At 66.4% G+C, this 13,964-nt stretch carries 13 protein-coding genes; 10 read left to right on the forward strand and 3 right to left on the reverse strand.

What is annotated here, in order from left to right; genetic code table 11:
• The first annotated feature begins 2 nt into the window (after window positions 1-2).
• The 9 genes from ASE30_RS11250 (at window position 3) to ASE30_RS11290 (ending at window position 11,571) form a co-directional block, all read left to right on the forward strand.
• The gene (locus tag ASE30_RS11250) at window positions 3-1,061 is read left to right on the forward strand and encodes a chemotaxis response regulator protein-glutamate methylesterase (RefSeq protein WP_057284397.1); all 1,059 of its coding nucleotides are present in this window, start codon (window positions 3-5) and stop codon (window positions 1,059-1,061) included.
• Window positions 1,062-1,112: 51 nt separating this feature from the next.
• Window positions 1,113-1,502 (forward strand): chemotaxis response regulator CheY, encoded by a 390-nt coding sequence (gene cheY, locus ASE30_RS11255; protein ID WP_057284398.1) that lies wholly within the window; start codon window positions 1,113-1,115, stop codon window positions 1,500-1,502.
• 8 nt (window positions 1,503-1,510) lie between these two features.
• A complete protein-coding gene (cheZ, locus tag ASE30_RS11260; protein WP_057284399.1) occupies window positions 1,511-2,143 on the forward strand; it encodes a protein phosphatase CheZ in 633 nt (210 codons plus the stop codon).
• A gap of 229 nt (window positions 2,144-2,372) precedes the next feature.
• Window positions 2,373-3,920, forward strand: a complete 1,548-nt coding sequence (locus ASE30_RS11265; protein WP_235515250.1) for a methyl-accepting chemotaxis protein — start codon at window positions 2,373-2,375, stop codon at window positions 3,918-3,920.
• A 185-nt stretch (window positions 3,921-4,105) separates the two neighbouring features.
• Entirely contained in the window at window positions 4,106-5,260 is a 1,155-nt protein-coding gene (gene flhB, locus ASE30_RS11270; protein WP_057284400.1) for a flagellar biosynthesis protein FlhB, read from the forward strand.
• A 3-nt stretch (window positions 5,261-5,263) separates the two neighbouring features.
• Window positions 5,264-7,384 carry a flagellar biosynthesis protein FlhA gene (flhA, locus tag ASE30_RS11275; RefSeq protein ID WP_057284401.1) on the forward strand — a complete coding sequence of 707 codons (2,121 nt, stop codon included), beginning with the start codon at window positions 5,264-5,266 and terminating at the stop codon, window positions 7,382-7,384.
• Window positions 7,381-10,431: a flagellar biosynthesis protein FlhF gene (gene flhF / locus ASE30_RS11280; RefSeq protein WP_057284402.1), complete on the forward strand. Its 3,051-nt coding sequence runs from the start codon at window positions 7,381-7,383 to the stop codon at window positions 10,429-10,431. Before flhA ends, flhF begins: the two co-directional genes overlap by 4 nt.
• A gap of 100 nt (window positions 10,432-10,531) precedes the next feature.
• Window positions 10,532-10,999 (forward strand): helix-turn-helix domain-containing protein, encoded by a 468-nt coding sequence (locus ASE30_RS11285; protein WP_057284403.1) that lies wholly within the window; start codon window positions 10,532-10,534, stop codon window positions 10,997-10,999.
• Complete coding sequence (locus ASE30_RS11290; protein WP_057284404.1) at window positions 10,996-11,571, forward strand: PIN domain-containing protein; 576 nt, start codon at window positions 10,996-10,998, stop codon at window positions 11,569-11,571. The genes ASE30_RS11285 and ASE30_RS11290 overlap by 4 nt, the downstream gene beginning before the upstream one ends.
• 153 nt (window positions 11,572-11,724) lie before the next feature.
• Here ASE30_RS11290 and ASE30_RS11295 read toward each other — a convergent pair whose 3' ends face one another.
• The 3 genes from ASE30_RS11295 to flgA all read right to left on the reverse strand — a co-directional run bounded on the left by ASE30_RS11295 (window position 11,725) and on the right by flgA (window position 13,371).
• Window positions 11,725-12,198, reverse strand: a complete 474-nt coding sequence (locus ASE30_RS11295) for a flagella synthesis protein FlgN (protein ID WP_057284405.1) — start codon at window positions 12,196-12,198, stop codon at window positions 11,725-11,727.
• Between the two features lie 35 nt (window positions 12,199-12,233).
• Window positions 12,234-12,527, reverse strand: a complete 294-nt coding sequence (flgM, locus tag ASE30_RS11300) for a flagellar biosynthesis anti-sigma factor FlgM (protein WP_057284406.1) — start codon at window positions 12,525-12,527, stop codon at window positions 12,234-12,236.
• A 127-nt stretch (window positions 12,528-12,654) separates the two neighbouring features.
• On the reverse strand, window positions 12,655-13,371 hold the full coding sequence (gene flgA / locus ASE30_RS11305; protein WP_057284516.1) for a flagellar basal body P-ring formation chaperone FlgA: 717 nt from the start codon (window positions 13,369-13,371) through the stop codon (window positions 12,655-12,657).
• Window positions 13,372-13,548: 177 nt separating this feature from the next.
• On the opposite strand from flgA, the gene flgB reads away from it, so the two are divergent.
• Window positions 13,549-13,956 carry a flagellar basal body rod protein FlgB gene (gene flgB, locus ASE30_RS11310; protein ID WP_057284517.1) on the forward strand — a complete coding sequence of 136 codons (408 nt, stop codon included), beginning with the start codon at window positions 13,549-13,551 and terminating at the stop codon, window positions 13,954-13,956.
• Window positions 13,957-13,964: the final 8 nt, after the last annotated feature.

Genomic DNA, 13,964 nt, shown 5'->3' on the forward strand with positions numbered 1-13,964 from the left:
AGATGAAAAAAATAAGCGTTTTGTGTGTGGATGACTCCGCGCTTGTGCGCGGCTTGATGACCGAGATCATCAATAGCCAGCCGGATATGGAAGTGGTTGCGACCGCGCCCGATCCGCTGGTGGCGCGCGACCTGATCAAACGCCATAACCCGGATGTATTGACGCTCGACGTGGAAATGCCCCGCATGGACGGGCTGGATTTCCTGGAAAAGCTGATGCGCCTGCGGCCCATGCCGGTGGTGATGGTGTCGTCGCTGACCGAGCGCGGCGGGGAAATCACGCTGCGCGCGCTGGAATTGGGCGCGATCGACTTCGTGACCAAGCCCAAGCTCGGCATCCGCGACGGACTGCTTGAATACACTGAAATCATCGCCGACAAGATCCGGGCCGCGTCCCGCGCCAAGCTGCGCGCGCCGACGCCGCACGCGGAGCAGGCCGCACCGGTGCCCATGTTGCGCCGGCCGCTGTCCAGCTCGGAAAAGCTGGTGATCGTCGGCGCCTCCACGGGCGGCACCGAAGCCATCCGCGAAGTGCTCCAGCCCCTGCCGCCGGACAGTCCCGCGATCCTGATCACGCAGCATATGCCCGCCGGGTTCACGCGGTCGTTCGCGCAGCGCCTGGACGCGCTGTGTGCCGTGACCGTGCGCGAAGCCGTGCATGGCGACCGCGTCCTGCCCGGCCACGTGTATCTGGCCCCGGGCGGCGACACCCACATGCGGCTGGGCCGCAGCGGCGCCAACTACGTGATCGAGCTGGAAGCCAGCGAACCCGTCAACCGTCACCGCCCGTCGGTGGACGTGTTGTTCAACTCGGCCGCCGTTGCCGCGGGCAAGAACGCCATCGGCGTCATTCTCACGGGGATGGGCAAGGACGGCGCCGCCGGCATGCTGGCGATGCACCGGGCAGGCGCGCATACGATTGCGCAGGACGAAGCCAGTTGCGTGGTCTTTGGCATGCCCCGCGAGGCCATCGCCATTGGGGCCGCGACTGAAGTAGTGCCGTTGTCGGCGATGAGCGAACGCATTCTGACTCGCCTGGGCGACCGTGGACACCGCGTCTGACGCGGACCCGTACCACGATCGGTCTCAAGCAAATTTTTTCTGGAGTGAAAGATGGTAGACAAGGGCCTGAAGATTCTGGTGGTGGATGACTTCCCCACTATGCGGCGGATCATCCGCAACCTGCTCAAAGAGCTGGGTTTCGAGAACGTCGATGAGGCCGAGGACGGCGCCATTGGCCTGGAGAAGCTGCGCAATGGCGGCTTCCAGTTCGTCGTGTCCGACTGGAACATGCCCAACCTGGACGGCCTGGAGATGCTCAAGCAGATCCGCGCCGACGCCTCGCTGGCTTCGTTGCCCGTGCTGATGGTGACGGCGGAAGCCAAGAAGGAAAACATCGTTGCGGCGGCCCAGGCCGGCGCCAACGGTTACGTGGTCAAGCCTTTCACGGCGGCAACGCTGGAAGAAAAGCTGGTCAAGATCTTCGAGAAAATTGCCGGCTGAGGTGTGTGATGAGCTCAACGGAAAATGTTGACCCGGCGGAATCCCCTGACCTGATCCACCGGATCGCATCCCTGACGCGGATGTTGCGCGACAGTATGCGCGAGCTGGGTCTGGACCAGGCGATCAAGGACGCAGCCAACGCCATTCCCGACGCCCGCGACCGCCTGCGCTACGTGGCGCAGATGACGGAGCAGGCCGCCAACCGGGTGCTGAACGCGACCGAGCAGGCCGGCCCGATCCAGGACGGCATGGCCCGGTCGGCGCAGGCGCTGGATAGCCGCTGGCAGCAGTGGTATGACCAGCCCCTGGAAATGCCCGAGGCCCGCGAACTGGTAAAGGATACGCGCGCTTTCCTCAGCGACGTGCCGAAGCAGACGCAGCAGACCCAGTCCAAGTTGATGGAAATCATCATGGCGCAGGATTTCCAGGACCTGACGGGCCAGGTCATCATGCGCATGATGGACGTGGTGGGCGCGATCGAACGCGAACTGCTGCAAGTGCTGCTGGACAACGTGCCGCAAGAGCGCCGCGACGAAGCCAACAGCCTGCTCAACGGGCCGCAGATCAGCCCGCAGGGCAAGACCGACGTGGTCACCAGCCAGGACCAGGTCGACGACCTGCTGGCCAGCCTGGGCTTCTGATCCCCGGCTCCCGCCGCCGGACCGCGTCCGGCCGGCGGGGCGCACCCGCATCGCGACGCGCGGGACGGGCCGCGCCATGAACGTATTCCCTAAGGGCGGAAACACCGCCTGGCCGATAGACTGCCTGCCATAAGAATCGGGGCCTCGCAGCACGAGACAAGGCGCGCCCTGCGCGCCAGGCAACGGATGCCCAAAGAAGGCAATCCGGGCCAGCACAAGGAGGTTCATCTTGGCCAGATCCGTATTCCGTTTTGGCGGCATGTGGGGCTTGTTGCGGCGGCTCAACCGGGGCGACGCGATGCTGTCGGAGCGCGCCCTGTCGCTCAGCCCGTCCGCGTGGCCGCTGTACCGGTTTCTCGGGCAGATCCGCCGGCGGGTGATGACCGTCCGCCAGTCCAGCATAGAAATCGCGCTCAACGCGGCGCGCACGCAGTTCCAGGCGGGGCGATGTTCGCTGCTCGCGCAGGAGCAGGCGCGCGCGGCCGAGGCGCTGGCGTCGAGCGGCGCGCAGATCGCGGCCCTGTCCGCGACCACGTCCACGCAGGCGCGCGGCATCGCCGAGATCTCCGGAAACAACCTGGACGCCGCACAGCGGGCGCTGGCCGACCTGTCCGACGTCAAGGAGCGCGTCGACCGCATGACGCGCGAGATGGCGGCCTTTACCGAAGTCGTGGGGCAGTTGGCCATTCGGGCACGTTCGGTCGGCGACATCAGCAAGCTGATCAAGGACATCGCGCTGCAAACCCAGCTTCTGGCGCTGAACGCCGGCGTGGAGGCGGCCAGGGCGGGAGACGCGGGTCGGGGTTTCGCGGTCGTGGCCAGCGAGGTCGGGCGCCTGGCCGAACGCGTCAATTCGGCCACCAGCGATATCGGCCGGCATACCACCGAGATGCTGGACCTGGTGGATACCACGCAGCGCCAGACCGGCACGCTGCGCGAAGACGTGGACGCCTCCGGCGCGGTGCTGAACCGGACGTGCTCCGGCTTCGAGCAGTTCGTGCGGGACTTCGGCGGCATGAACCGGCAGGTCGGCGACGTCGTCCAGGCGATCGGCGAGGTCGACGCGACCAACCACGGCATGAGCCAGGAGGTGGGACGGATCGCCGCGCTGAGCGCGGACGTGCTGGAGCGCGTGGGCAGCATGTCCGGCGAGATCGACCGTATCCGCCGCCAGACCGAGAGCGTGCAGGAAGTCCTGGCGGACATGCGCACGGGCGCCACCGCCTTCGACAGCCTGTCGGAGGCGGTCGAGGCATTTCGCGACGCCGCCGCGGACTTGCTGGAAGACGCCCGAGGGCGGGGCGCCGATGTGTTCGACCGGCACTATCAGCGCATTCCCGGCAGTGAGCCGCCGCGCTATCACACCGTCTATGACCGCGGTATCGAGCAGCCGCTGACCCGATTGCTCGACAGCGTGCTGGACGCGGTGCCGGGTGGAATCTACACCATCCTGGTGGACAGCCGTGGCTACGCCCCTGCGCACAACAGCCGCTTTTCGCATTCCCCGACAGGCGATCCGAAGCAGGACATCGCCCGGGTCCGGCACAAGCGCATCTTCGACGATCCCGTGGGCGCGCGGCTGGCGGCCAATACCGGGTCGATCCTGTTCCAGACCTATTCCCGCGATACGGGCGAAATCGTCAACGACATTTCCGTCCCCATTTATTTGGGGGCAGAACACTGGGGAGCCGTGCGGATTGGCCTGGATTATGTGCGCTTCCAGGCCGCGGTCGAGGCCGACGGCGGGCGGCGCCGGACCGTCGCGGTGGCGGGCTGAAGGGGCCGGCGCGCCGCCCGCGCGGCGTGCATTGAAGGCGGGCTTGGGGCGGCCCGCGGGCGCATCCGCGAATAGCGCCGCTTTCCCCCCGTTTCTTGGCATATCGCCAAACCTCCGCGCCTCCTAGAATCTCGGCGGGCGGCTCGCAAACTCAAATTCCGCGAGCCCCAACGACACCGCAGAGCATGTCCGAAGAAAGCGACCTCGAAAAATCCGAAGCCGCCTCTCCCAGGCGCCTGGAAAAGGCGCGCGAGGAGGGGCAGATTGCGCGTTCCCGTGAATTGGGAACGTTCATGATGCTGGCCGCCGGTGTCGGGGCGATCTGGGCGGGCGGCGGTACGATCTACCAGGGCCTGACCGGGGTGCTGCGCAACGGCCTGGCGTTCGATCAGCGCGTCGCGATCGACCCGGGCGTGATGGTCGAGCAGGCGGTTTCCGGGTTTGGCCACGCCCTGATGGTGGTCTTGCCGATATTTGGCCTGCTGGCGGTGGTTGCGGTGCTGTCCAGCGTGTTGCTGGGCGGTATCGTCATTTCGGGCCAACCCCTGCAGCCGAAGTTCTCCAAGCTCAGTCTGTTCGCCGGCCTGAAGCGCATGTTTTCGTCGCAGACCGTGGTGGAGCTGATCAAGGCGCTGGCCAAGGCCCTGCTGGTGGGCGGCGTGGCGGTCTGGGTCATCTGGCGCCATCACGACGACATGTTGAGCCTGATGAACGTGGCGCCGTCGGCCGCGCTGACCAAGGCCCTGACGCTGGTCGCGATGTGCTGCGCCTTCATCGTGGCGTCGTTGCTGATCATCGTCATGCTGGACGTGCCCTGGCAGATCTGGAGCCATCTGAAGAAGCTGCGCATGTCCAAGGAAGATGTGCGCCAGGAACACAAGGAAAGCGAAGGCGACCCGCATGTCAAGGCGCGCATCCGCCAGCAGCAGCGCCAGGCAGCCCGGCGCCGCATGATGTCCGATGTGCCGAAAGCGGACGTGGTGGTGACGAACCCCACGCACTACGCGGTGGCGCTGAAGTACGACGAATCGAAGGGCGGGGCCCCCCGCGTGCTGGCCAAGGGCACTGGCCTGATCGCGGCCAAGATCCGCGAGCTGGCGGCGGAGCACCGCATACCCACATTGGAAGCGCCGCCCTTGGCGCGCGCCTTGCATCAACACGTCGACCTGGGACAAGAAATCCCGGCCGAGCTGTATACCGCAGTGGCGGAAGTGCTGGCATGGGTCTTCCAGCTGCGCTCCTGGCGCTCGGGATGGGGGGGCGAACCGACTGCCCCTACCAAACTGAACGTGCCAGAAGCACTGGACCCGCAGGCAAAAACCGCAGCACAAGGAGTTTAAGGAATGAGCGCTTTGCTCACCATGTTGAAGAGTAACGGCGGCACGCACGCGCGCCTGCTGGCGGGTCCGATCCTGATCGTGATGGTGTTGGGCATGATGGTGCTGCCCCTCCCCACGTTCCTGCTGGACCTGCTGTTCACCTTCAACATTGCGTTGTCCGTGATGATCCTGCTGGTGGCCATGTTCACGCGCAAGCCGCTGGACTTTGCCGCGTTTCCGGCCGTGCTTCTGTTCGCCACGCTGCTGCGCCTGTCGCTGAACGTCGCCTCCACCCGGGTGGTGCTGCTCCATGGCCATACCGGCCCCGATGCGGCGGGTAAGGTGATCGAGGCCTTCGGGCACTTCCTGGTGGGCGGGAACTTCGCCGTCGGGATCATCGTCTTCGTGATCCTGACCATCATCAACTTCATCGTCATCACCAAGGGTGCCGGCCGTATCGCGGAAGTGGGCGCGCGGTTCACGCTGGACGCCATGCCCGGCAAGCAGATGGCGATCGACGCCGACCTGAACGCGGGCCTGATCGGCGAAGACGAGGCGCGCAAGCGCCGCGCGGAGGTTTCCCAGGAATCGGACTTCTTCGGCTCGATGGACGGCGCCAGCAAGTTCGTGCGCGGCGACGCCATCGCCGGCCTGCTGATCATGGCGATCAACATCATCGGCGGCCTGATCGTGGGCGTCGCCCAGCACGATATGTCCATGAGCGATTCGGCGCGCGTGTACACGCTGCTGACCATCGGCGACGGCCTGGTCGCCCAGATTCCGGCCCTGGTGATTTCCACCGCGGCGGGCGTGGTCGTGTCGCGCGTGTCGACCGACCAGGACATCGGCCAGCAGATCATCAGCCAGCTCTTCTCCAACCCGGCGGTTCTGTTCCTGACGGCCGGCATCATCGGCATCATGGGCCTGATCCCCAATATGCCGCACGTCGCCTTCCTGACCCTGGCCGGCGCGCTGGGGTGGGGCGGCTGGGTGCTGCACAAGCGCAGGCAGGCCGCGGCGGTAGCCGCCGAGGAGGTCCCGCCGCAGGCGATCACCCAGGCGCAGGCTGCTGCCGCGGAGGCAAGCTGGGAAGACGTTTCCATGGTGGACCAGCTGGGCCTCGAGGTGGGCTACCGGCTGATTCCCCTGGTGGACCACGCCCAGAACGGCGAACTGCTGCATCGCATCCGGAGCTTGCGCAAGAAGTTCGCGCAGGACGTGGGTTTCCTGCCGCCGGTGGTTCACATCCGCGACAATCTGGAACTCAAGCCCAACGACTACCGCATACTGTTGTCCGGCGTTGAAGTGGGCAACGGCGTCGCGATGCCCGGCCAGTGGCTGGCCATCGACCCGGGCGGCGTGACGATGCAGATCAAGGGCACGCCCACCACCGACCCGGCCTTTGGCCTGCCCGCGCTGTGGATCGACGGTTCGCTGCGTGACCAGGCCCAGGTGGCCGGTTATACCGTGGTGGACGCGGGCACGGTCGTCGCCACGCACCTGAACCACCTGATGCATCGCCACGGCTCCAATCTGCTGGGCCGCCAGGAAGTCCAGCAGTTGCTGGACCGCATCGGCCGCGACGCGCCCAAGCTGGTCGAGGACCTGGTTCCCAAGACGCTGTCGCTCACCGCGCTGCAAAAGGTGCTGCAAGGCCTGCTGTCCGAAGAAGTGCCGATCCGCGACATGCGCACCATCATCGACACCCTGTCGGAACACGGGCCGCGCCTGGCCGCGCAGGCCGCGGGTTCGGGCGGCCAGCCCGATATCAACGAACTGATCGCGTTGACGCGCCGTTCGCTGGGCCGCGCGATCACGCAGCAGTGGTTCCCGGGCGAGGGCGAGTTGCGCGTCATCGGGCTGGACGTGAAGCTGGAGCGGGTGCTGTCGCAGGCCATGACGACCAGTGGCGGCCTGGAGCCGGGCCTGGCCGACACGCTCCTGCGCGAAGCGCAGGCCGCGGTCGAACGGCAGGAATCGCAGGGCAATGCGCCGGTGCTGCTGGTGTCGCCGGTCCTGCGCGCGCCGCTGTCGCGTTTCCTGCGCCACCACCTGCCGCAGTTGGGCGTGTTGTCGAACACTGAAATACCCGATGAGCGCATCGTCCGCGTGACGGCGCTGATCGGCGGGAGCAACGGGCAATGAAGATCAGCCGCTTCTTCGGGGCAAACAGCAGGGATGTGATGCGCCAGGTGCGCCAGATCCTGGGGCCGGACGCCCTGATCGTGTCGAACCGCAGTGTCGATGGCGGCATCGAGGTGCTGGCCACCGTCGATGGCGCATTCGACGACGATGCGGGTGCTTCGCCGCGCGAAACGGCGGCGCACGCGCCGTCCGTGCAGGAGCGGGCGCCGTCGCCGTCCAGCTCCCCGTTTGGCGCGCCGGCCCCGGCCGAGCGCCCGCCGGTCCCGCCCGTGGCCATGCCGCAGACCGGCTACTCGGCGCCGCCGCAGACCAGCTACATGGCCCCGGCGCGGTCCATTGCCGCTTATCAGTCCGCGTACGCCTCTTCGACACTGCCCGAGCCCGAGCACTCGCCGGATCCGGCCGGCTCCTTGGCGCCGGCATCCGCCGCGGCAGACGCGGCGGCAATTCCGCCAGGCACGGTTGATCCTTTGGCATACGTGCCGGCCGGGTCTGCCCATGGCGCGTTTGCTCCTGGCGTGTCGGCTCATGGCGCACCTGCCCAGCCCGCGTTTACTCCATCCGCGCCTCAGCCGGCCGCGCCTCAGCCGGCCGCGCCTAAGCCGGCCGCGCCTAAGCCGGCCGCGCCCATACGCGTCGAGCTGCCGGCCTTGCCGCCTGCGCGCCGGCCAATGGACGCAGGTGGTTCCGCCGCTGCACCGACGCGTGCGCATGCCGCTTCGATGGCGGCCGCCGCGCCCGCTTTCCACGTGCCGGCCGCTCCCGCGTCCGGCCTCGCCACGCCCGACGCCTACGTGCCGGCCAGGGCTTCTGCATATACGTCTCCAGCGGCGCCCGCAGCCGCTCCCGCACCCGCCGCGCCGTCCATGGCCCGCATGCCGGACGCGCCCGTGCGCCAGCCGCTCATGCCGCAGGCGGCGCTGCCCGTCGATACGGCGGCCGGATTGCAGGACGCGATCAGCGCCTTGCGCGGCGCGCTTGAAACCCGCATGGACGGCCTGCTTTGGGGCGGGCGTCAAGGGGCCGGCCGCGAACCCGCGGGCGCCGCGCTGTTCCGCAGCCTGCTGGATGCCGGCTTCAGCACGAAGCTGGTGCGCACGCTGGTCGAGCGTCTGCCGCAAGGGCTCGCGCCCGAGGCCGCGCTGAGCTGGGCCCGCAACGAACTGGTGACGCACCTGCCAGTGGTGCGTTCCGAAGATGAATTCCTGGCCGGCGGGGTGTATGCGCTGGTCGGTCCGACCGGCGTGGGCAAGACCACGACGCTCGCCAAGCTTGCCGCCCGCTGCGTTGCCCGCGAAGGCCGGGAGCAGGTCGCGATGCTGACCACCGACCTTTTCCGGATCGGGGCGCTGGAACAACTGCAGATCTACGGCCGGCTGATGGGCGTGCCGGCGCATTCGGTGCGCGACGCCGGCGAGCTGCGACGCATCCTGGCCGAGCTTGGCAATCGCAAGATTGTCTTGATCGACACCACCGGCATCAGCCAGCGCGACCGCCTGGTGGCGGAGCAGGCGGCGATGCTGTGCAATGCGGGCAAGCCCGTGCGCCGGCTGCTGGTCCTGAACGCCGCGAGCCAAGGCGACACGCTGGATGAAGTCGCGCACGCCTACCGCAATGGCGTGGGCGAGGACGTGGCCGGATGCATCATCACCAAGCTGGATGAGGCCACGCGTCTGGGAGCGGCGTTGGATACGGCCATCCGTCATCGGTTGCCCATCCACTACACGTCGGTCGGGCAGAAAGTGCCAGAACACATGGAACTGGCGCGGGCGGACACGCTGATCGACCGGGCTTTTTCGATGGTCGAGCGTGCCCGTGCCCTGTACACGCCCAGCGAAGCAGACCTGGCATCCCTGGTTTCGTCGTCGCGTGAAACCGAGGCCGTGGATCCCGTGCGCCGCCGCCAGTTGCTGGCGTCGGCCATTCTGCGTCCGCAAGGCGGGTCGGCCTCGATCGCCGCTGCGCAGAACCTCGATGACACCATCGCCTGGCTGGACAATGATCCGGCCTGCCTGCAGGCGCGCGCCGCCTGGCGGGAATACGTCAGCGATGGCGCCGGTTCCAGCCTTGCCGCGCTGGGCGACGATCCGCTTGCAATGGTGCGCCGCGAATTTTCCGCGGCCTGCGCCAGGAATCTGCTTGTCATGCACGGCAGGACCAGCATGAAGGGCGACGCTCTGCCCGGCGGCACCTTGCTCGGTTCGCTTCTGATGAGCGACCGCGGCGCGGCGCTGGCCGCGCCCTCGCAGCAGCTGGTGCTGCCGCACGGCATGCTCAGCTCGTTCGCGCCCGCCGCGCCTGCCCAGCCGGATCCCGTCCTGGCATTGGAAGCGCGCGTGCGCTGGCTGGGCGAGCGCCTGCCGGCTCTGCCTCTGGTGCACATGCTGGAGGCGGGCACCGTCGCATTGTGGCAGACCTTCAGCGAGCAGGACGTTTCCTGGGTGGCCCGCTGCCCGGGCGGCTTGCGCGTGATCCAGGACGAATGCCCCACCAATCTGAACGCCGTGGGCAAGAGCGTAGGCTACCTGCCCGTGGGCCAGCCGGGCGATATGCCCGGATTGCGCAGCGTCAAGGATGGCAAGGCCGTGCCGCTGGCGCTTTGGGCGTCGGGCACCGAAATCGTCCTGCCGGGCAAGGGGCAGGGCGCCGCCGTGCGCCTGATCTGCGCCCGGCTGATCGACACGGTCAGCGGTGAAGTCACCGGACAATTGTTCGGCACGACGAATCTCTCCGCGTCGCAGGCGGATGCCGCTACCGTCGCACGCTGGCTGGTCTTGCAGGACGAAGCCAAGGCCGGCTTCCGCTACATGGCCAACGCCTGGCAGGCCCTGCCAGCCGTGGACGGCGCGCACACGCTGGCGCGGCAATCGCTGATGGCGGGCCAGTTGGGCGCGGCATGTTGGCAGTTGGCGCATTCGGCGGCGGCGGAAGTCGCGCGCGGCCCCTTGTCGGCCATCGTGGGATCGGAACGCAAGCTGTCCGGCCGGATGTTGCCCGTGGCCCTGCTGAAGATGTTCGCCATGCTGGAGATGACTGGCGGGGCTTGATGGGGCCCGCTGGATGCTGGCCTGAGTGGGTTTCGTTTATTTCGAATTTCGAATATTTCGTTTAAACTGGGCATTGTTTCCCGCACTATCGGAGCCTCTCATGCCCCAGACTGCCCTGTCCAAAATGACGCTTCCCGTCGAGCGCGAGGTGGAAGCGGCTGTGCACGGCCAGCGTGCCTTGGCGGCCTATCTCGCGACCAAATTCGAAACCCAGAGCATTCAGATCTTCGACGAGCAGAACCAGGCCCATCAGGTGGAATTGCCTACCTCGGCGTTGCGTCTGCTCGTGGATATCCTGGCCGAACTGGCCGATGGCAATGCCGTCCAGGTTGTCCCGATCCATGCCGAGTTGACGACTCAGGAAGCAGCCGATCTGCTCAACGTTTCGCGGCCCCATATCGTCAAGCTGCTGGAAGAGGGCCTGCTGCCGTTCCACCGCACTGGCAAGCACCGCCGCGTGCGCTTCGCGGACCTGATGAAGTTCAAGACCGAACGCGAGCGCACCAGTGAGCAAGCCTTGGAAGAGCTGGCGAAGCAGGCGCAGGAGTTGGCGATGGGATACGAATGAGGCATTCGCCGTTCACCGCCATCTATGACGCCTGTGTCCTATATCCCGCACCGTTGCGGGATTTCCTTATGTGGCTCGGACTGTCCGGGCGTTTCCGTGCGCGCTGGAGTGCACAGATTCACGATGAGTGGAAACGAAATCTGCTGCTAAACCGTCCGGATCTCGCGCCCGAGCAACTGGACCGTACTTCGGCGTTGATGGACCGGGCCATCCCCGACGGTCTGGTGACCGGGCACGAAAGCCTCATTGATGGGCTGAACTTGCCCGATCCCGATGACTGCCATGTCCTGGCCGCCGCGATCCGCTGCAGCGCCAGCGTGATCGTCACGTTCAACCAGAAGGATTTCCCTGCCGCTGCGCTCGCCCCGTTCGGCATCGAGGTGCAGCACCCGGATGAATTCATCGAGAATCTGTTGGATCTGGATCAGGCCGCGGTCGTGTCAGCCGCTCAGCGTCAGCGTGCGCAACTCAAAAATCCGGCGATGGATGTGGATCGTTATCTGGATGCGCTGTTGAGGCAGGGGCTGGTTCAGACCGTCAAGGCGCTGACTACCTATCGCGCCATTCTGTGACGCATCGAGCAGATCGGCGCGGACGAACGCAGCCGGAACCTCGGTAAAGCGGGGACTCGGGCCCCGGACAGCCAAGGCTCGTGCCCAATGCGCGGTGAAATAAAAAAGGCGGCGTGTGATGCACGCCGCCATTTTTTTTACCCGGGTATTTCTTCAGCCGGCAACGATCGGTTTGCGGCCAGGAGCCCCGCGGGCGCCGCGGCCTTGGGCGTCGTAGGTCGACGCGCTGCCCACGCCGATGTTGCGCAGGGCGTCCAGCGACTGCTGCGTATAGCGCAGGTGCACGTCTATCAGGGCGCCGTTGCGCATGTTGATTTCGTTCGCCGAAGCCGATTTGGACAGCAGCGCCTGCCAGACGCCGGAAAGCTGAGGGTATTGAACGGCTGCCTGCTCGGTGCCGGCGTGCCCGGCGGGCAGGCCGATTTCGGTGAGCAGGCCGTCGCGCGTCTGGCTCAGGTCGACCAGCTGCTGGGCGACGCCGCGCTTGCGCTCGGTGATCTCATGCAGCGCGTCGACGTTGCCCTGTCCGACCAGCACCTCGGTTTCTTCTTCCAGGATGGCGGAGAACGCGGTGATCAGGACATCTTCCTGCTTCATGCAGGATTGCAGGGATTCGACGAGGCTCATGTGATGCGGCTCAGGTGCGGGGTGAAGGGGGCAGGCTACTTCAGCAGATCGCGGGCGCTGGCGATCAGGCTGTCGGCGATGCGGCCGGTGTCGATCTTGAGCTGGCCCGAGGCGATGGCGGCGCGAATGGCGGCAACGCGTTCGACATTGACGTCGTTCGAGCCGTCTTGCAGGGCGAGCATCTTGCGCGATGCGGAGCTCAGCGCCACTTGCGAGCTGCTCGAGCCGCTGGCGCTGCCGGCGCCGTAGGCCTGGCTGACCGCGGATTCAGCGCGGGCACCGATGGCGTCGGCCGATAGGGGCCGGTTGGTGGTCGAATTGATTTTCAAGGTTTTCTCCGCAGGGCGTCCTGGGTCGGTTTGCGACGGATCCGCCTACTCATGTCTCAGTAACGACAAGGTCCGAAGGAACTTTAGGGTATGTGCTCGGCCGTCGCAACGCGATATGTAACATTAACTACAGTTGTATTTCAACCAGCGTGGAGTTCCGGACAACCCCGCTGACCACCTGGCCGCCCGCGGTGCGGACCTGGACCATCGCGCCGGGCGCGGCATTGTCCATGGCCTCGCCCTCGCTGCTGACCACGAAGCCATTGCCTCGGGCGTTGATCCGGACATTCGTGCCCCGCGTCACCGACTGGGCGTTTCGCAACGAGGAGCCCCGGACCGGCTGGCCGGCGTTGATGCGGTAGGCCGCCGTCATGCCCACGACGGTCTGCGGGTCGGTGATGGCGCCCGGGGGCAGGGTGACCAGATCGCCGTCCCGGGGGGCCAGGTCGGCGGGGCTCAAGGCCTGCCCGGCGGCAATCATACGCGACGCCACGTAATAGGAGCCGGGCACGCTGACCGTCGCCTGCACGTAGGCCGTCCAGGGCTTGGGCGCGGTGCAGCGCACGCCGACGGTCATCCGGGAGCGCAGCTTCATTCCGGACGGCATAAATGGGGACATGGCATCGCACGGCGCCAGGCGTTCGACGCGCGGCGGGTCGATGGCGATGGCCGGCTGGCCGGGCAGGGCGGCCAATTGTTCCTGCAGGTAGGTCTGCGCCACGATGACGACCGCTTCGGGGGCTTGGAAAACCGCTTCCTGCGCCTGAACTGCGGCCGTGGAGGCCAGCAGCAGGGCGGCGAGGCAGCCGGCGCGCGCGCGGAGGTGTCGTGCGGAGATATTCATGATGGATGAATTGTAGAAGTGGATGGCGTTCGGCAATACGTGAATTGGATGAGAAATGACGGGTTATTTGGCTGATTGTGTTCCGCCCCTGGCCCCTATCATGCCGTCATCCAATGGGATAACGGTGTGCCCGGCATCCCGGGTTTCATCCGAATTGCAACGTACGAAGGCGCCACGATGCTCGACAGGCTTAACGAAGATTTCAAGTTCTACCAGCAATCCCTGGGACTGCGCGCGCAGCGCCAGGAAGTGCTGTCGTCGAACATCGCCAACGCCGACACGCCCAACTACAAGGCGCGCGACTTCGATTTCAAGGCGGCGATGCAGAACGCCATGGAAGGCACCATGCGCCTGCCCGACACGTCGCTTGCGCTGACGTCGGCGCGCCACATCCCCGCCAAGGCCGTGTCGCAGGGCCCCACCGAACTCCTGTACCGCCTGCCGTACCAGCCCAGCCTGGACGGCAACACGGTGGACATGGACATCGAACGCGTGCAATTCGCCGATAACACCTTGCACTATCAAAGCACGATGCAAATGATCTCCGGTCGCATCCGGACCATGCAGACCGCTATTCAGGATTGATCCTTAAA

Source organism: Achromobacter sp. Root83, from assembly GCF_001428845.1.
In the GTDB taxonomy this organism is placed as follows: domain Bacteria; phylum Pseudomonadota; class Gammaproteobacteria; order Burkholderiales; family Burkholderiaceae_B; genus Achromobacter.